This window comes from Nostoc paludosum FACHB-159, assembly GCF_014698835.1.
In the GTDB taxonomy this organism is placed as follows: Bacteria; Cyanobacteriota; Cyanobacteriia; order Cyanobacteriales; family Nostocaceae; genus Nostoc; species Nostoc paludosum.
In genome coordinates this window covers 1-19,416 of record NZ_JACJTU010000015.1, presented here as the reverse complement: position 1 = coordinate 19,416, position 19,416 = coordinate 1, and the positions used below count along the sequence as shown (strand labels likewise).

General features: G+C 44.6%; 14 protein-coding genes and 1 pseudogene. 10 read left to right on the top strand and 5 right to left on the bottom strand.

Features of this window, described 5'->3' with window-relative positions:
• Nucleotides 1-15: 15 nt before the first annotated feature.
• The 4 genes and pseudogenes from H6H03_RS16770 to H6H03_RS16755 form a co-directional block, all read right to left on the bottom strand.
• Entirely contained in the window at nt 16-3,597 is a 3,582-nt protein-coding gene (locus tag H6H03_RS16770; protein ID WP_190956217.1) for a WD40 domain-containing protein, read from the bottom strand.
• 190 nt (nt 3,598-3,787) lie between these two features.
• On the bottom strand, nt 3,788-4,015 hold the full coding sequence (locus H6H03_RS16765; protein ID WP_190956216.1) for a hypothetical protein: 228 nt from the start codon (nt 4,013-4,015) through the stop codon (nt 3,788-3,790).
• Between the two features lie 45 nt (nt 4,016-4,060).
• Nucleotides 4,061-4,153 (bottom strand): annotated as a pseudogene (locus tag H6H03_RS40385) (RNA-binding protein); the annotation flags it as partial.
• 84 nt (nt 4,154-4,237) lie between these two features.
• A complete protein-coding gene (locus H6H03_RS16755; protein ID WP_190956214.1) occupies nt 4,238-4,387 on the bottom strand; it encodes a hypothetical protein in 150 nt (49 codons plus the stop codon).
• A 78-nt stretch (nt 4,388-4,465) separates the two neighbouring features.
• Here H6H03_RS16755 and H6H03_RS16750 point away from each other — a divergent pair, with 78 nt between their 5' ends.
• From H6H03_RS16750 to H6H03_RS16725, 6 genes are all read left to right on the top strand, one after another.
• The gene (locus H6H03_RS16750; RefSeq protein WP_190956213.1) at nt 4,466-4,669 is read left to right on the top strand and encodes a hypothetical protein; all 204 of its coding nucleotides are present in this window, start codon (nt 4,466-4,468) and stop codon (nt 4,667-4,669) included.
• A 228-nt stretch (nt 4,670-4,897) separates the two neighbouring features.
• Nucleotides 4,898-5,140 carry a hypothetical protein gene (locus H6H03_RS16745; protein WP_190956212.1) on the top strand — a complete coding sequence of 81 codons (243 nt, stop codon included), beginning with the start codon at nt 4,898-4,900 and terminating at the stop codon, nt 5,138-5,140.
• A gap of 358 nt (nt 5,141-5,498) precedes the next feature.
• A complete protein-coding gene (locus H6H03_RS16740) occupies nt 5,499-6,554 on the top strand; it encodes a mevalonate kinase family protein (RefSeq protein ID WP_190956211.1) in 1,056 nt (351 codons plus the stop codon).
• A 483-nt stretch (nt 6,555-7,037) separates the two neighbouring features.
• Entirely contained in the window at nt 7,038-13,007 is a 5,970-nt protein-coding gene (locus H6H03_RS16735; RefSeq protein ID WP_190956210.1) for an AAA family ATPase, read from the top strand.
• Between the two features lie 12 nt (nt 13,008-13,019).
• Nucleotides 13,020-13,649 carry a response regulator gene (locus tag H6H03_RS16730; protein ID WP_190956209.1) on the top strand — a complete coding sequence of 210 codons (630 nt, stop codon included), beginning with the start codon at nt 13,020-13,022 and terminating at the stop codon, nt 13,647-13,649.
• Between the two features lie 206 nt (nt 13,650-13,855).
• Nucleotides 13,856-14,413, top strand: coding sequence for a DsbA family protein (locus H6H03_RS16725; RefSeq protein ID WP_190956208.1), 558 nt, complete (start codon nt 13,856-13,858; stop codon nt 14,411-14,413).
• A 208-nt stretch (nt 14,414-14,621) separates the two neighbouring features.
• On the opposite strand, the gene H6H03_RS16720 is transcribed toward H6H03_RS16725, so the two are convergent.
• Entirely contained in the window at nt 14,622-15,809 is a 1,188-nt protein-coding gene (locus H6H03_RS16720) for an RNA-guided endonuclease InsQ/TnpB family protein (RefSeq protein ID WP_190956207.1), read from the bottom strand.
• A gap of 110 nt (nt 15,810-15,919) precedes the next feature.
• On the opposite strand from H6H03_RS16720, the gene H6H03_RS16715 reads away from it, so the two are divergent.
• The 4 genes from H6H03_RS16715 (at nt 15,920) to H6H03_RS16700 (ending at nt 19,348) form a co-directional block, all read left to right on the top strand.
• Nucleotides 15,920-17,491, top strand: a complete 1,572-nt coding sequence (locus H6H03_RS16715; RefSeq protein WP_190956206.1) for a GMC family oxidoreductase — start codon at nt 15,920-15,922, stop codon at nt 17,489-17,491.
• 131 nt (nt 17,492-17,622) lie between these two features.
• Nucleotides 17,623-18,006, top strand: coding sequence for an SgcJ/EcaC family oxidoreductase (locus H6H03_RS16710; protein ID WP_242057872.1), 384 nt, complete (start codon nt 17,623-17,625; stop codon nt 18,004-18,006).
• Nucleotides 18,007-18,295: 289 nt separating this feature from the next.
• Nucleotides 18,296-19,045 carry a glucose 1-dehydrogenase gene (locus H6H03_RS16705; RefSeq protein ID WP_190956205.1) on the top strand — a complete coding sequence of 250 codons (750 nt, stop codon included), beginning with the start codon at nt 18,296-18,298 and terminating at the stop codon, nt 19,043-19,045.
• A gap of 39 nt (nt 19,046-19,084) precedes the next feature.
• Nucleotides 19,085-19,348 carry an alpha/beta fold hydrolase gene (locus tag H6H03_RS16700; RefSeq protein ID WP_242057871.1) on the top strand — a complete coding sequence of 88 codons (264 nt, stop codon included), beginning with the start codon at nt 19,085-19,087 and terminating at the stop codon, nt 19,346-19,348.
• The last annotated feature ends 68 nt before the right edge of the window (nt 19,349-19,416 follow it).

The window sequence follows — 19,416 nt, the reverse complement described above, 5'->3', positions numbered from 1 at the left end:
CCTAATACCCTTCATTCAACTCGATTGCTCGATCGCCCCTAATGCTTTGAGCGTTGCTTTTTGCGCTTCAGTGATACCCGTAACTCCCGTGATATTCATCCCTTCGTAGGGGCGATCGGCTCTGAGTGTCTTTAAGCAGACTCCGGTTTGCGTATCCCATAGTTTAATTGTTTCATCAGCGCTGCCACTGAGTAAAGTCACGCCATCAGGACTCCAGGCGACAGACCAAACCGAGCTAGTATGTCCTTCTAGAGTCTTTAGTAGTTGTCCAGAGGCAACATCCCACAGCCGCACTGTCAGGTCATAACTGCTGCTAGCAAGTTGTTTGCCATTGGGACTAAACGCAACCGATGTCACCCAGTTGGTGTGTCCCTGCAAGGTTCTTAAAACGTTTCCTCTGGAGCTATTCCAAAGTTTCACCGTCTTGTCAACACTACCCGTCGCCAGCAGTGGAGCGATTGGACTGAACTGGACTGACCACACCCAGTCGCTATGCTCTTGCAGAGTTTTTAGAACCTGTCCGGTTGAAATATCCCAAAGTTTTACGGTTTGATCAAACCCGCCACTGGCAAGAACGTTACCATCTGAACTAAACGCAACCGATGTCACCCAACCGAGATGCCCTTCCAGGATTTTGATCAGTTCCCCGGTTGCAACATCCCACAGCCTTACGGTTAAGTCATTGCTACCACTGGCAAGCATGGTTCCGTCCAGGCTCCAGGCAACTGACCAAATCCAGCCTGTGTGTCCTCGAAGCGATCGCAAGACTCGTCCGGTTGCGACCTCCCAAATTTGAATTGACTGATCCGCACTGCCACTGGCGATCGCAAGGCTATCGGGACTAAACGCGACTGCCAGCACCGAGCTAGTGTGCTTGTTTAAGATATTGAAGAGTTTTCCTGTCGCACCATCGCGCAGCTTTACGGTTCGATCTCGACTGCCTTGAGCCATCACAGCATGATTAGCACTCCAGGCAACTGACCATACCCAGTCGCTATATCCTTGAGAGGTTTGTAGAACTTGACCTGTGACGACATCCCAGACCTTAATCGTTTGGTCATGACCACCACTGATTAAGATCCTACCATCGGGACTAAATGCCACTGACCAAACTTGATAACGGTGTCCCTGTAAGGTTCGCAATACCTTTCCAGACGAGACATCCCAAATCTTCACGGTTTGATCGTGGCTACCACTGGCTAATGTTGTGCCATTGGGACTCCATACCACAGACCAAACTGGATTGGTATGTCCTGTTAGCGTTCTTAATAGGGTTCCAGACGGAATATCCCATAGTCTAACGGTGAAGTCTGCACTGGCACTGGCAAGCATTCTGCCATCTGGACTGAACCCAACCGATCGCACCCAATCCGTATGTCCCTTCAGGACATTCAGGAGTTGTCCAGTCAAAGCGTTCCACAGCTTAATGGTGCGATCGTTGCTCCCCGTAGCGAGGGTTGTGCGATCAGAACTCCAGGCAACCGAGCAAATTTGATCGGAGTGTCCCTGCCAGGTTTGCAATACCTTTCCAGTCGAGACATCCCAAATCTTCACGATTTTATCCTGACCACCACTGGCTAACGTTGTGCCATCGGGACTCCATGCCACAGACCAAACTGGATTGGTATGTCCTGTTAGCGTTCTTAATAGGGTTCCAGACGGAATATCCCATAGTCTAACGGTGAAGTCTGCACCAGCACTGCCAAGCAGTTTGCCATCTGGACTGAATTTGACGAACATAACCTCACTGGTATGCTGTTTGAGAACAAGCAGAGGTTGACCGTCTACAAAGTTGTAAAGACGAATCTGGTTATTCGCTTCTCCGATCGCAAACAGACTGCCATCAGGACTGATATCAACGGCATAAACTGCACCGAATGTTTGGGCAAAGACAGACCGATCAAAGTTTGTGCAGGTGAAGTTAACTTGATGCAAATTCACAGTTTGTAGGTAAGCGTGTCGAACGATCAACCCAGAAAAGTCGTAGTTGGTTAGATCTAACTGCAAACAGTTGCAGAGATTCATTAAATTACCTGCACCATAACCAGATTGCTGAGTTTCGCTTCGCCTTAACTGCCTCAGTATTCGGAAGATTTGCTGTTCTTGAGCAGCTATGGAACTAAATTTTTGATAGAAGCCATGAGCTACAAATTGCAAAATTAACCGCACCTGACTTTCTCGCACATATTCTTTTACGGTTGTTTTAGTTAGTGCGTAACTCGTAAAAAAATTAAGTTCTGCTGTGTTTAATTCTGTTGTAACTTGCTCAATCAAACGTTCTGTAATGTATTCCATCACTACAGGCTGTTGAGTATAGCTACCCGATTGCTTTTCAATCAGCGATCGCCAATTCAAACTTTCTAACGTTTCTAATAACTTCCCCTTAGAAACCGCAGGAATAATATCGTCTTGAAGTTCTGCAATACTGGTCCACTCACGGTTTATCGCGAGCCAATACATCGTCGTTTGCTCTAGTGGAGAGAGGCGATCGAACTGTTGATCGAGTAACCGACGAATGCCATTGAAGATTGTAGTGTCTTGCTTCAAGAACTCATCAATGTCGCCCTCAAACAAATCCTGAATCGAAGTTGATACAATCTTGATTGCTAACGGGCTATTGCTATAGCGATCGCCCAATTCCTGATTTTGTTCAGGTGAACCAATTAATCCTTTGGCTTGCAGAATCGCTTGTGCCGCCTGTTGCGATCCGCTCAGTCGCAGCGATCGTACCTTAAAATCAACGCCTTCAAATGCTGCCACTTCCGCAGGTTTTTCTCGACTGGTGAGAACCACACAACTTTGATGATTCGATTCACTCACCAGCCGTAGCAGTTCACCATAGCCCTCATATCCAGGTCGAAACTGTCCTGCGCTCTCACTACTCTGCAAGATGGTTTCCATGTTGTCGAGAATGACTAAACAACGATGCGATCGCAAGTAGTAGATGAAGCGATCGAGAGTGTTTTGCGTATCCTGCTGATTTGAGAGAAACGATACTAAGTCCGCTAATAAATTCTCTAGAGGAGGAGCATTTCGCAAACTCCGCCAGATGACAAACTCAAACTCATTGCGTCCTTGAATGCTAGAGGTAATCAGCAGTTGATTGGCTAGCTTAACTGAGAGAGCCGTTTTGCCAATGCCGCCCATCCCCAGTAATGCAATCAGACGACAGCGATCGTTTGCGATCCACTGCATTAGGGTGGTGAGTTCAGCACTGCGACCATAAAACTGAGAAACATCAAGGACCTCGCCCCAATCGGTTTGGATGCCAGCAGGACGAGGTAAAACAATCTCTACCGACTGATTTCGGTCAGCTTTGGGTTGCGTTTCCTGACGTTGACGTAATCGCTCAATTGCCGATCTAAAATTGTTCTTACTGACCGATTCGCCTAGTACCTGACTCAAGAGCTTCCAAAACTTGCGTCCACTATCGTCCTTAAGATACTTGACTGAGTAGCCGTTTATCTCTGCGATTTGCTCGTAGGTTTGCCTCTGCCAAGCTCCTGCAAAAATAAGCTGCTCAACATCACTCAAGTATCTGCCGATTTGAGCATGAACCGCTTGATTGGCGATCTCTAGGGCTTGCTCTAAGTCCACGAGTCAAAACATGGTTAAGGATCTGCTAGTCACATCTTACCTGATTTAACGTGAGTTCGACGGTTAAAAAAAGCCAAAAACCTTGCTAGATATGAACCACGAGAAACTAAGTAGGTATTGCGATGCCTGCGGTGGTCACTGAGCTTCTTGCCCTGAGCGACGCCGAAGGGTGTCGAAGTGCGGGCTACGCCTACGCTAAGATTAATTGAAAATCGGCAAAAAAGTCACAAAAAAACAGTAAAATTTGTGGATCAAGGACAGAAGTAATGTAAGAATAGCTAGTTTTACCAACTTTTATCTCGATTAAACGTAAACTTAGTATTGGTGCGCCACCATGACCAGTACCAAGTTGAATCAATCGGTCTTTAAGAGAATGGTCATAGCTAAAAAAAAAGCCCTCATAAATTCTATGGGGCATTGATTTATATCTATGTGAAACTCAAGTGCGGAAATGTCTTTTACCCTGCCTGTGCTTGGCAATACCATATTCAGCAAAAACGCCTCTGATATCTTCTTCCGTAACTTGGTAAGAGAGATTGCCTACATAAATTGACATCGATTTTCTCCAAAATTATCAGCTTGTAGAGATTAAATTCCGGAGATAAGCCTGTGAATACTAAAAACAAACACGATCGCCGAATTAACTCTCCTGAATTAGGATGACATAGAAGGCAAATCTACGCATCACATTACTGGTTAATAAAAGGTTAACCAGTAATGTGATGATGAGGTGCGATCGCCGGCTTGGGATGTCGTAGGTGTTGCGTAGCAGTATACGCCCAATTAACATGGTTTTCACTGAAGCTAAAATGCATCTCAGCTTTATGCCTGCTATCGCTGCTGTTTCCTTTCTTGAAAATCTTGATCTATGTCAAACTCAATCGATGCTCAACCATTGCCATGTAAAACTATCTGTAATGACTGTGCCTTTCATGTGTTAGAGGGCGTTGTGCAATGTATTCACCCCGATGAAGCAGTTGTTAATTGTGCTACTGTAAATTTCTGCAATTCATTTCAACCGATGCAGGAAGTTGATAGTCCTTGTGTGACATACGGCAACGAGTCGGAATAACAGCTTCTGGTTAGATGTCGCCCCCTGAAGCGATCGCCCTCGGTTGTTGCCGGATTGAATATTGATTAATAAGTTGTTATGAAGCTATTTTGAAAAGTCGGTAATTACTCAAGACATCGCTCATCAGAGCAATGTAGTTCAACAATGGACAATTAACAATTAACAATTGACTTTTTCCCTCTCCCTAGAAGTGCTACGGTGTACACACAAGTCTCTTGACCTGCACCTTTGTTGCATCGCCTTGCACCTTTGATGCATCGCCTTGCACCTTTGTTGCATCGCCTTGCACCTTTGTTGCATCGCCTTGCACCTTTGATGCATCGCCTTGCACCTTTGTTGCATTGCCTTGCACCTTTGTTGCATCGCCCTGCACCTTTGTTGCATCGCCTTGCACCTTTGTTGCATCGCCTTGCACCTTTGTTGCATCGAAAAGCAAAAATTAATTTGTTGTGTCTTACACAACAACTCTAAAAGACTTGTGTATACACGGTAGCCCTAGAAGTGAGAGGATTGGAAAAAAGGATTTATTTTTTGATTTTTTCTCCTTGAAAGGAGAAGTCTTAAACCTTGAATGAAACAATTGTCAATTTTCAATTCATAAATTAGAAGAATTCAATGCCAAAGTTGAATGACTTGAGGCTGGCATCAAAAAATATGCAGAATCAATCAAACCCAAGCCTAAAGAAGAATCCGTAGGTCGATGGCAAATCGTTTTGCTAAACGCTAAGGGCATGTTGCGGCTATCTCAACTGGCAACATCTTCTTCTTCACTTGTTGATTGAAGTTGATCGGGATAGCATATACTCCGATTAACAACAGGAAACTGAAAATGAGAATTTTTGTGACAGGTCGTCTTTGTTTGTTCGGAGAACATAGCGATTGGGCAGGAGAATATCGGCGGATTAACCCTAAGATTGAAAAGGGCTATACCTTAATTGTTGGGACTAATCAAGGAATTTATGCCTCGGTCAAACCTAATTCAACTGAGTTAATTATTCGTTCTTCTCTCAACGATGGTAGTCATTATGAACCGCTCAGATTACCTATGGAATCTAATACCCTTTTATGCGTAGCCCAAAAGGGCGGTTTTTTTAGTTATGCTGCTGGTACAGCTTATCAATTTCTTACTCGTTATGGTGTTGGTGGACTTGAGATTGATAATTATCTAACCGACTTACCCATCCAAAAGGGATTATCTTCAAGTGCTGCCTTTTGCGTTCTGATGGCGAGAGCATTTAATCGTCTGTACGAGTTGAAGATGACAATTCGAGAAGAAATGGAGTTGGCATACCTTGGAGAAAGAACCACTCCTAGTCTTTGTGGTCGTATGGATCAGGCTTGTGCTTATGGAAATCGCCCAATCTTGATGATATTTGATGGTGAACAAATCGACATAAGGGAGCTAAAAGTTAGCAAAGATTTGTTTTTTGTAATTGTGGATCTCGATGGCAGCAAAGACACACAAGAAATTCTCAGACGATTGAATGAGTGTTATCCAATAGCTACTAATCTAATAGGACAAAATGTGCAAAAATACTTGGGTTCTATTAGTGCGGAAATTACCCTGGCGGCAGTTGAAGCCATACAACTTGGAGATGCCCAACTTCTTGGGGCTTTAATGACAAAAGCCCAAACTGAATTTGATCGCCACGTAGTTCCGGCTTGTCCAGAAGAATTAACTGCAAAAAAGCTGCATCTCCTTCTCCATCACGAGCCTTTGAGACCTTATATCTTCGGAGGAAAAGGGGTGGGTTCTCAGGGTGATGGCACTGCACAACTGATCGTTAAAAATCAAGACAGTCAAACAAAGGCTATCGAAATTATTAAGCGCGATTTTCCTCAAATGCAAGCCTTACAGTTAACTATTTCAAAACTACCCGTATGATTAACTTAACTGAGGACAAAAAGCATTAAGCTTGACTTGTAATTTCTAATTTAATGGATATCAATCAACAAAAAGAACAATTTAGCATCACCTATATTAGAGCCATCGCTGCCGTTGCTGGTTATTCTTTTTTATATAGACCAGAAATGGATAACGACAGCGTAGACTTAGCTTGAACAGCAAGAAGCCTCTCACTTACAGCGATACCGGAAGTGATGAGACGGACACTTTGCTCAAGTCGGGAAACCCGCCCACGCAAGTGTCCTTATGAATTGCGCGTGAGTTGACGACAATCTTCCGACGGCAGTTGCTACAACGTTGGCGAAAGCCTCTCGTAGAGAAGCGTCACTGTAGGTAGTTCACTTATTAATCTTTTATTTCATCAAATTTCTTCTTGATTACCAAAAAGCAAGTAATTATTTTCAGAATGAGAATTACTGTATAGTTTGAGATATGCCAGATCATATTCTCAAGAGTTGCTCTATGATTGCTCTACCTGGTATTACCATAGAAGACAAAATATATGAAAGTTCTAATTCTCTAGTGTATCGAGGCATGAGAGACGATAGGGTAGCGATCGTCGCAAAAATGCTAAAGCTTGATTATCCATCACCTCAAGAACTAACTCGTTACAGACAAGAATATAAAATTATCCGTTCCCTGGCAGTGGAAGGAGTGGTAAAGGCATACAGCCAGCAAGACTATCAACGCACTCTGGTAATTGTCTTAGAGGATTTTGGGGCAGAGTCCTTAGAGCAATGGATGTACAAGCGTCCAGATATTTTCTGTCCGATGCCTTTATCGACTTTTCTAAGTTTTGCGATCGCCCTCACTGATATTCTAGGCAGAATCCATGCAGCCAATGTCATTCATAAAGATATTAACCCTGGAAATATAGTTCTCAATCTGGATACTGGCGTTGTCAAAATTATAGACTTTGGGATTGCCACCCAATTTAACCGCACGAATCCGACTTTCAAGAACCCTCATGTTTTAGAAGGAACCCTCGCCTACCTATCTCCAGAGCAAACCGGGCGGATGAACCGTTTACTCGATTACCGGACTGATTTCTACTCGCTAGGCGTGACATTTTACCAACTGCTCACCGGACAACTACCATTTCCCACCACAGACGTGCTGGAGCTAGTCCATTGTCATATTGCCAAACATCCTATTCCGCCTCATGAAATAAATACAACGATTCCCAAGCCAGTTTCAGATATCATTCTCAAACTGATGGCGAAAAATGCTGAAAATCGCTATCAAAGTGCCTGGGGCATTAAAGCGGATTTAGAAATCTGTGCTGAACAATTAAAAGAAATCGGTCAAATCTCTAGCATTCAACTAGCGCTTCAAGACGTTTGCGATCGCTTCCAAATTCCCCAAAAACTTTATGGACGGGATCGGGAAGTTGCAATGTTACTGGCGGCGTTTGTTCGCGTAGCGTGTCCAGAGTCAGAAACAACTTCACAAACCCAACAAACGGGCAACCCAAAATTCCAAGTCGAAATGATGTTGGTATCTGGCTATGCTGGCATTGGCAAATCTGCATTAGTGCAGGAAATTTATAAACCAATCACCCAAAAGCGTGGCTATTTTATCTCTGGTAAATTCGATCAATTTCAGCGCAATATTCCCTACAGTGCGATCGCAGATGCCCTGCAAAAATTGGTACGGCAATTACTTAGTGAGCCAGACGAGTATGTGCAACAGTGGCGATCGCTCTTACTTACCGCTTTGGGAAACAACGCACAAATCATAATTGATATCATCCCCGAAGTTGAATTAATTATCGGCAAGCAGCCGCCTGTAGCAGAAGTTGGAGCAACTGAAGCTCAAAATCGCTTTCATCGAATCTTTGGGCAATTTGTGCGAGTGTTTTGTTCAGAATCACATCCCCTGGTGATATTCTTAGATGATTTGCAATGGATAGACTCAGCAACGCTGAAGTTAATTGAGTTGATGCTGCTGGATGAGCAAGCCCAATCACTATTTTTGATTGGAGCTTATCGAGATAATGAAGTGAAGCCAACGCATCCATTAGCATTAATGCTAGAGAGACTGCGAAAACAAGGGGTAGTACTTCAGGAAATTATCTTAGAACCCTTAACGCTGGAGCCGTTGAATCAGTTGATTGCCGAGACACTGCATCGGAATGCAGATATCGTTCGTCCCTTAGCTGAGTTAGTTTTGCGTAAAACTGAGGGCAATCCGTTCTTTGTCAATGAATTTTTGAGAATGCTGTATAGCGAAAATCTGCTGACATTTGATGCTCAACACTTATGCTGGCAATGGAACATAGCTGATATTCAAGCCCAGGATATTACCGATAATGTGGTGGAGTTGCTACTGATCCAGTTAAATAAATTACCAGAAAACACACAGCAAATTCTCCAGTTAGCAGCTTGTATCGGTGCTGAATTTAATTTAGATACTCTATCGATTGTTTGCGATCAACCACCTGAAACGGTTTTTCAAGATTTACTAGCAGCCATACAAGCTGGATTAATTCAACCACTATCTGAATTAGATGAAAACTTGTTAATTCAAGAGTATAAGTTTTTGCACGATCGCGTCCAGCAAGCTGCTTATGCTCTAATCGATGAATCGCACAAACAGGTGGTTCATCTGCAAATCGGTCGCAATCTGCTGGAAAAAACGTTGCCAGAGGAGTTATCAGAGCGGCTGTTTGAAATTGTCGATCATCTCAATTTAGCGATCGCTCTCGTCTTTGGGCAGGAACGAAACAGCATTGCCAGACTCAACTTAATGGCAGCCCAAAAAGCCAAAGCGGCTACTGCCTATAGTGCAGCTTTGAAATATGCGATCGCAGGCATCGAGTTACTCGCAACCGATAGTTGGCAACATCAGTATGACCTCAGTTTGGTTCTCCATGAAGAAGCCGCAGAAACTGCCTATCTATCCGGTGACTTTCTGGCGATGGAGCAATGGGTTGCTATTGTTTTGCAAGCAGCCAGAACCATTTTAGATGAAGTGAAAGTTCATGAGGTCACAATCAAAACCTATGTAGCACAAACTCACAAGTTAGACGCGATTAAAGTCGGGTTGCAAGTGTTGGCAAAATTAGGGCTGAACCTACCAGAATTTCCCACAGAATTGCAGATTCAACAAGCACTTTTAGAAACAACAGAAGTTCTGCAAGGCAGGAATATTCAAGATTTGGTGCATTTACCTTTAATGACAGATGCCAGTAGATTGGCAGCCATGCGGATTATTTCAAATATCGCTTCTCCTGCTTTTCAGGCTGCACCTGCACTGTTTTGGCTGATGGCATGTGAGCAAGTCAAGTTATCGATTCAATATGGCAATGCACCCACTTCTGCGGTTGCCTATTCTTGTTATGGAGTCGTGATCACTGCCGCAACTCAGGATGTAGAAAAAGCTCATCAATTAGGTCAACTCGCCCTCAACCTTGTGGAACGGCTGAATGCCCAAGAACTTAAAAGCAAAACCTTTCTAATTGTTGCGGAAGGTATCAGCTTTGGCAAGTCTCATTTTAGGGAGATTGTATCCCTATTACAGGAAAGTTACTCTAGCGGAGTAGAAACTGGAGATTTCGGATTTGCAGGTTTAGCGGCTTATCAAAAATGTGAGTATTTATATTTCAGTGGATTAGAACTGACAGAATTAGAACAGGAGATGGAGAATTACAGCCATGCCATCGCCCAATTGAAGCAGGAAACTTGCTTAAGTTACCATCAAATCTTTTGGCAGGCAGTGCTTAACTTACAAGGACAGGTTAATAACCCCTGCTGTTTACAAGGCGTTGCTTACAATGAGCAACAGGGATTGAACCGCTATTTAGCAAACAATGATTCTCTGGGATTTCAATATTTCTATATTAACAAGCTGATCCTCTGCTATCTATTTGGACAGTTTACTCAAGCGTTAGAGAGTGCAAATGCGGCTGAAGGGTATCTCAAAGGTGCGCCAGGGCAAGTAACGATGCCACTGTTCTGCTTTTATGACTCTTTGGTGCGACTAGCAATTTATTCATCTGTTCCTGATTCAGAACAAAAAGTATTTTTCCTTAACGTGAGCAGCAACCAGGAAAAAATGCACAAATGGGCGCGTCATGCGCCGATGAATTTTCTACATAAATATCATTTAGTCGAGGCAGAAAAAGCGCGAGTTTTAGGTCAGTTGCTTGATGCAGAAGGGTTCTACGAACAAGCGATTCAAGGAGCTAGAGAAAACGGATATATTCAGGAAGAAGCCTTAGCTTACGAATTAGCTGCTAAACATTATCTGGCGCGAGGTTTGGAAAAATTTGCTCATCTTTACATGAAAGAAGCTCACTACTGCTATGAACGGTGGGGCGCAACGGCAAAGGTCAAGAATTTGGAGGCTGATTATCCTCAGTTTTTTCCTAAATCAACAAGTGTGAGTTCCATGCCAATCCACACTACGGCTGGAACTACCTCTAATACCTCACATGTTGCTCTCGATTTAGCAGCAATAATGAAGGCATCCCAAGCTATTTCTAGTGAGATTGAACTGGAACAACTGCTCCACACCTTAATGCAGATCCTCATTGAGAATGCTGGGGCACAAACCGGATGTCTGCTTTTAGAAAACGCAGGAGAATGGACGATCAAAGCGACCTGTGAATTGGTTGAGGGTGCACAGACCTGTGCAACCCAAGTACTGCAATCGACTGCGATCGCAAATCGTTTACCTGAATCGATCATTCATTATGTGATTCGGACTCATGAGTCGGTCATTCTCAATGATGCTACTCGTGAAGGTAATTTTATCAACGATCCCTACATTCAACACCACCAGACTCAATCAGTCTTTTGTTTACCTCTGCTCAATCAAAGCAAGCTCATCGGTGTGTTGTATCTAGAAAATCAGTTGGCAACTGGGGCATTTACACCGGAGCGATTCTCCGAAGGAGACGCTACGCGAACGCAAATTCTCAGCCTACTTTCTACGCAGGCAGCGATCGCAATTGAAAATGCCAAACTCTATGCAAAGCTACGTGAGAGCGAAAGCAGGATGGCTCAATTTCTAGAAGCAGTTCCGGTGGGCATTGCAGTCATGGATATGGCAGGTTGTCCTTACTACTTCAACCGACGGGCAACTCAGCTATTGGGCAAAGGTATTGATCCTTCTGTGACACCCGATCAACTTGCAGAAGTTTATCAAACTTATTTGGCAGGAACGAATCAAAAATATCCAACTGAGAAAATGCCAATCATCCAGGCTTTGAGCGGCAAACATACCAGAGTTGATGATGTGGAAATTCACCAAAGCAACGCAATTATTCCAGTTGAGGTTTGGGGTACTCCAGTCTTTGACGAACAGGGCAAGGTAGCTTATGCGATTGTAGCCTTTCAAGATATCACTGAGCGTAAACAAGCAGAACACCTCTTAGCAAATTACAACCGCACTTTGGAACAGGAGGTTGCGGAACGAACAGCGGCGTTACAGCAAAGTGAAGCAGAACTGCGCGCTCATGAACAGGAATTGCGACTCATTACAGACGCTCTCCCGGTTGGTATTGGTTACATTGATGCCAAGCAACGCCACCGCTTTGTCAACCGTACCTATGAGATTTGGCGCAACTGTAGCCGAGATGAAATTTTAGGCAAGTCGATTCGTGAACTGGTAGATCATACATCGTATCAAATGATAGAACCTTACATTAACCAGGCGCTAAGGGGAGAAACAACCACGTTTGAAGCAGAAATGCCTCTGCCAGCAGGCAAAAAGTACTTGAGTGTAACCTTAATTCCTGATTTCGATGCAAATGCTCAAGTCATTGGATTTTATGCTTTAAACACAGACATCAGCGATCGCAAACGAGCCGAACACGCCTCCATTCTGGAAGAACGCAACCGAATGGCGCGAGAAATTCATGATACACTAGCTCAATCTTTCACAGGTATTCTGCTTCAGGTGGGAGCGGCAACACAAGTGCTGGCGGACGACCCAGAGGCAACCCAAGTGCATTTGGAAATAATTGAGGAACTAGCACGCGCTGGGCTGGCAGGGGCACGGCGATCCGTATCAGCACTCCGTCCGCGACTACTAGAAGAAGGTAATTTAGAGAGTGCCTTGCATCGTATTGTGGCTCAAATGCGCTCGACGACCGACACGGCTCTGATTTGCGAAACTCAGGGTAGAGCCTATTCCTTACCAACCGAAGTGGAGAATAACTTACTCAGAATTGGGCAGGAAGCATTAACCAATGCGATTAAATACGCAAGTGCTGGCGAAATTATGGTTGAGTTGGTGTACAACGAGACACAGTGTATTTTAAGGGTTAAAGACGATGGTAGGGGCTTTGGAGTAGGTAGCATTCCTTTGAGCGGTGGGTTTGGATTATTAGGAATGAGCGAACGGGCAGAGCGCATTGGCGCACAACTAAAAATCCAAAGTCAACCGGGTCAAGGAACAGAAATTATTGTCACTATCAACCCTTGAGTGAGAATTACAATGAGCCAATCCACTACGATTCGGGTGCTGATTGTTGACGACCATGCCATTGTCAGAAAGGGTCTAGCAACCATCATTAACCGCGATCCCGAAATGACAGCGATCGCTCAAGCTGAAGATGGGCAGCAGGCGATCGCCGCGTTTCGAGAATACCAACCCGATGTTACGCTAATGGATTTACGAATGCCCAAAATGGGAGGTGTTGAAGCCATTATGGCGATTTGTGCTGAATTTAAGCAGGCTCGAATCGCGGTACTCACAACCTACGATGGTGATGAAGACATCTATCGCGGCTTGCAGGCGGGCGCTCAAGGCTATCTGCTCAAGGATGCTAAACCTGGCGAGCTTTTGAATGCGATTCGCGCCATTCATAATGGCCAGAAATATATTCCGCCAGAAGTGGGTGCAAAATTATTGCAGCGAATCAGCAATCCAGAACTTAGTGAACGAGAGTTGGAAGTGCTGCGTTTGATGGCAAAAGGAATGGGTAATCAGGAAATTGGGACTACTTTGATTATTGGTGAAAGTACCGTCAAATCCCATGTAAATCGGATTTTGAGCAAACTGGGAGTAAGCGATCGCACACAAGCCGTGATTACTGCTGTTAAGCGTGGGATTGTCAATTTATAAGCTGTACTAAAGTTGGTATCCAAATTCCAACTTTAGTTGGAGACAACTTTCCACTGCGAGCTGGACAGGTTCATCCATCAGTCGATTGTACAAAAATGTCAACCCAGAGTGGACGACAACAGAGGGTCAATTGTCTATATTAAATCCATAGCAACGTTAGCGCAGTTGGGTTGTAAGGCTTAAGTTTGCTTAATACAAACCGAAACATGACTTACGACCGTGATAATCGTTCTTTATTCGTTCTGCCTTCAACCCAGGATCATATTCAAGGTGCACTGAATGCTGCTGTAGTCTTTGTCATGTATGGAGATTATGAATGTTTTCAAAGTGCCAACGTCTATCGATTGATTAAAGTTGCTCAACACCAATTGAAGGTTTCATTTGGAGAAAACAATTTAGGTTTTATCTTCCGTCATTTTCCTCAGGTACAGATTCATCCACATGCTCAACGAGCAGCGGAAGCTGCGGAAGCCGCTGCGGCTCAAGGGCAGTTTTGGCAAATGCATGAGATATTGTTCATTCATCAACAAGAGTTAGAGAATGGCTATCTAGTAGAGTACGCCAATCGTTTAGGACTTAATATTTCTCAATTTTTGCAGGATTTATCCAGGGGAACCTATGTTGATCGGATTAATGCGGATATCGAAGGTGGACTGCGAAGTGGAGTGGAGGCTGCACCCGCTTTGTTTATTAATGGAATTCGCTATCCCAATCGCTGGAATGTTGAGCAGATAATGGCAGCCATTGTTGCTGCAAATGATTAAGGTTTTTAGTGCTTATCTTAATAAGTGTTTCAACGGAGAGTATTTCATAACTTCTATACCAACGACAAGAACCAGAGATTTCAGCAATTTAGCAAGAATACAGAGGCGATCGCTCTTTAAATCAGTTCATTCTTGACTCAATTTATCCATTGTAGATAACAGAGGAAGAGAACTTTGTAAGCATACCCTGGTCTAAAGACGCGGGGCTTTAGCCACAGATTTGAGATATCGGGAACAGAGACATTTGCCCCTGCAATTGACAACTCATCCCCAGGCTTTCAGGAAGGCTTACGGACTTCCCCAAAGCAGCAATATTAAGAGCCGCATTTATATCAGCAGACGCTCGAAGACTCGCTAACGCTTCGCTATCATGTTCAAAACCACAGCGACCACACTTAAAAATTTTTCCATTGCGATAGGATTTACTCTGAAGGGGGTGAATACCTCCGCATCGGGAACAAGTTTGACTTGTGTAGGCGGGTGGCACAAATACAACCGGGATATCGGCAATATTTGCTTTGTTCCCAACAAACAAACGCAGTTGGTAAAACGCCCAATTGTTAGTCCTGCGGCGTTCAACCTTACTCCTGGGCTTTTGATTCAGGGATTCTCTGATGTTGGTCAAATCCTCAAAAGCCAGTGCTGCATTCAATCGTTTTGCATCTTGAACAAGCTGCTTAGAGATGTTGTGATTCAACCATTCTTGAAAGCGTCGTTCTCTGCCAGAGAGCCTTCGCATCAGTCGCCTAGAACTGCGCGTGCGTTTACTTTGAACGTTCGCTCTGATTTTGCTGTAGCGGTCACGAACCGATTGAATCTGTTTACCACTCCAAGATTTACCCGTGGAAGTGGTAGCAATATCGCGTCTACCCAAATCAACCCCAATCACCTTCGGAGTTTTGCCCGTAGGTTGAGTTGGGATATCGACAACGAAGTTGATAAAGTAGCCGCCATGTTTGGTTTTATTCAATGTTGCACTGGTTGGGGCTTGTCCCCTAAGCAATGCAATTTGATAACCACCAATGGACAACTTAAATTCAACTCGTCCACACATCAAAGTCACCCCTACAGACTGGCTTTCCTCCTTATAAACAAAGGTGCGAACATCCAAACTGATAGAGGTGGGCCTAAATCTGTGGATTTGTTTAACTGCCTTGGCATTACCAATAACTCGTCTAATAGCCTGACAGACATGATTAGCTTTCAAACCCGTTGCCTCACGCACAGGCTTATAAACCTTGTGGTGCAGCTTAGTAGTATTCCAGCAATTATCACGCTTGGCTGCCTCCAAAATCCGATTGCAAGCATCAGCAAAACTCTCCAACGTGCGGTCGATTTCGCCGCCCAAGTTAGAGGGGACTATAAGCTTGCATTTTACGGATATAGATTGAGTCATACATATATTGTAACTCATCCAGAGAGAGATTTGACGGCAGCTTTAGCCGCCCGTGTCGTGTTTCCTCCCAGAGCTAAAGCTACTGGGTTTCCACACTCCCGCGAGGTTCTATGACTAATTATGACTACATTGTAATTGGTGCAGGGTCAGCAGGTTGTGTGGTTGCCAATCGTCTAACCGAAGACAATGACACAACTGTGTTACTACTCGAAGCGGGCAACCCAGATACGAAACCAGAGATTTTCATCCCAGCAGAGTGCGTCAATCTACTAGGCTCAGAGGTGGACTGGAGCTATTTCTCTGAACCAGAACCCTTCTTGAATAATCGCAAAATGCTTTGTTCCCGTGGCAAAGTCTTGGGGGGCAGCAGTTCGATTAATTTCATGATGTATGTCCGGGGCAATCCTCAAGATTATGATCGCTGGCAGGAATTAGGAAATCCTGGTTGGAATTACCAGGGGGTCTTGCCCTATTTCAAGAAATCAGAACACCAACAACGAGGCGCGTCAGAATTTCACGGAGTTGATGGAGAATTGAGCGTTACCGATTTGATGTCTCCTGCTGTGGTCTCCCAACACTTTGTAGATGCTTGTGTGTCAATGGGATACAACTACAATCCTGATTTTAATGGTGTACAGCAAGAAGGTGTAGGACCCTATCAATTGACAGTCAAGGATGGTAAACGGCACAGTGTTGCTGCTGCTTTTCTTTTACCCATTTTCCATCGTCCTAATTTGACCGTAACGACAGGGGTATTGGTAACGCGATTGCTGTTTGAAGGCACTCACGCCGTTGGGGTGGAATACTTGCATGAAGGTAAGCTCCACCAGGTCAGAGTCAACCAGGAAGTGATTTTAAGTGCAGGCGCATTTGATTCGCCTAAGCTGCTGATGCTTTCTGGTATTGGGGATGCAGAATATCTGCAAGCGATGGAAATTTCTGTCGTTGCAGATTTGCCGGGAGTTGGTCAAAACCTTCAGGATCACATTCTCACTTGTGTTGTGCAAGCAGCCACTCAAGATGTACACCCTGCCATCACAAGTAATGGAACCGAAGCTGGATTATTTTTGCATAGCAAGGGAAACTTGGAGGCTACACCCGATTTGCAATTTTTCTTCGGCCCGATTCAATTCTTGTCACCTGGTTATGCTCCTGCTGATTTTGGATTTACGGGTGCAGTCTCTTTGACGCATCCCCAGAATATTGGCAGCGTTAACTTACGTTCATCTAATCCCAACGATCCACCAACCATTCAAATGAACTATTTGCACAATCAAGCCGATGTGCAAAAGCTGGTCGAGGGAATTAAGTTAATACGACAACTGTTTCAAAGCACTGCCTTTGATGAGTTTCGTGGCAAAGAAATAGCTCCAGGTTCCCATATTCAAAGTGATGCAGCCCTCGAAGCTTACATCCGAGACACTTGCAGTACTGTGTGGCATCCGGTTGGCACCTGCAAAATGGGTACTGACTCAATGGCAGTTGTCGATCCTGAACTACGAGTACATGGGGTTGAGGGATTGCGTGTCGTGGATGCCTCCATCATGCCCACGATCACCACGGGAAATACAAACGCACCGACTATTATGATTGGCGAAAAAGCAGCAGATTTAATCAAAGCGGAGCGTACCTCAAAAAGCATTGCCAATAAACTTAATTTCCAAGTTCAATCGCATCTCTAGCGAAATTCAGCCCTGGTTGCGATTTTTGAGGAATGGTTGGAACTGGCTCACAGAACCGATGATTTTCAGAGTTTATAACACCCTCTATGCCGCTTGAAAACTAATTTATCACTTAAAAGGAAAACTCAACTATGAATTCACAAGTAGCTCAAACCATCACTCCTGCTGACGAGTCGGAAATCCGTGCTTTCCATCGCCAGATGATTGATGCTTGGAATCGAGGTAGCGGCGAAGGCTTTGCTGCCCCGTTCAGCGAAACTGCCGATTTCATCACGTTCGAGGGCACCCATCTCAAGGGTCGAAAAGAAATCGCTGCATTTCATCAGCAAGCGTTCGACACGGTTGTCAAAGGAACACGCCTGGAGGGTGAGGTGGATTTTGTCCGCTTCGTGAACTCACAACTCGCGCTCATGCTCCTAGTTATCAGGGTAATACTGCCCGGACAAACCGAAAGTTCACCGTCACGAGATTCACTGCCCCTATACGTCGTAACGAAAGGCGACGAAGGTTGGTAGATCGAAGGGTTACTCAATACCCGCAAGTTAACGCTAGAACGTCAATTCTTCTTAGACGACTTTGACTCACTGAGCGCAGAAGCTCAACGTCAAGTGACCGACCTCGTTTCGAGTCTCAAGCAGCCTCATCAAGCAGATCAATCAAAGGAGATGTAAGGAATGGTACGCTTGTTAAGATACAAAAGACGATCGCCCTAGCTCCCCAATAAGGGCTGACTATTCTTCCTCCTGACTCCACTCTCCATTAGTAACTGACCGCTTTAAACCCAACAATCAAAGGATTAGCATAATGGGAAAACTAGAAGGAAAAATTGCCCTTGTCACGGGTGGCAACAGTGGTATCGGTCTTGCCACAGCCAAACAGTTTGTTGCTGAAGGTGCCTATGTCTACATCACGGGTCGTCGCCAAGTGGAACTGGATGCTGCTGTAGAAGCTATTGGCAAAAATGTTACGGCTGTGCAGAGCGATGTTTCTAATCTGGCAGACCTCGATCGCCTGTTTGCCACCATTAACCAAGAGCAAGGACACCTCGATATTATCTTCGCTAATGCTGGTGTTGGACAAATTGCCCCACTTGGAGCAATCACTGAGGAACACTTTGACAAAACATTCAACGTAAACGTCAAAGGTTTGCTGTTCACCGTACAAAAGGCACTGCCACTGTTACCAGAGGGCGCTTCTATTATCCTGAATGCTTCGATTACTTCCATAAAAGGTACGCCAGCATTCAGTGTTTACAGTGCTACCAAAGCCGCCGTGCGATCGTTTGCTCGGAATTGGATACTCGACCTCAAAGAACGCAAGATCAGAGTGAATGCCATTAGCCCTGGTGTGGTTCCGACTCCTGGTTACGATCATTTGGGATTGAATGACCAGCAGTTGCAAGAATTCGTAGACAGCCAAGCCAGCACCATCCCACTGGGACGAGTCGGCAAACCCGATGAAATTGCCAAAGCCGTTGTCTTTCTCGCTTCAGATGACAGCAGCTTTGTGAACGGCATTGAGTTGTTTGTTGATGGCGGTATGGCACAGATTTGAAGTCCAAAAGGCTTTTATCACTTACTAAAGAGTAATCCCATGACTACATATCGCACAGTTTCCATCGATGGTTTAGACATCTTTTACCGTGAAGCTGGTTCTCGTAATAATCCGACGATTCTGTTATTGCACGGCTTCCCAACGTCGTCTCACATGTTCCGTAATCTCATACCAGCACTTGCTGATAAATTCCATCTCGTTGCTCCTGACTATCCGGGTTACGGCAACAGTTCGATGCCAACTGTAAATGAATTTGACTACACGAGACATCTCCGAAAACTGTCAAAGCTTTGCTGTGGCTAGCTTATGAGACGTAAATGCAAGCATCAAAAGCTAACTAGTGAATATGATAAAATACGGGTTTGAGATAT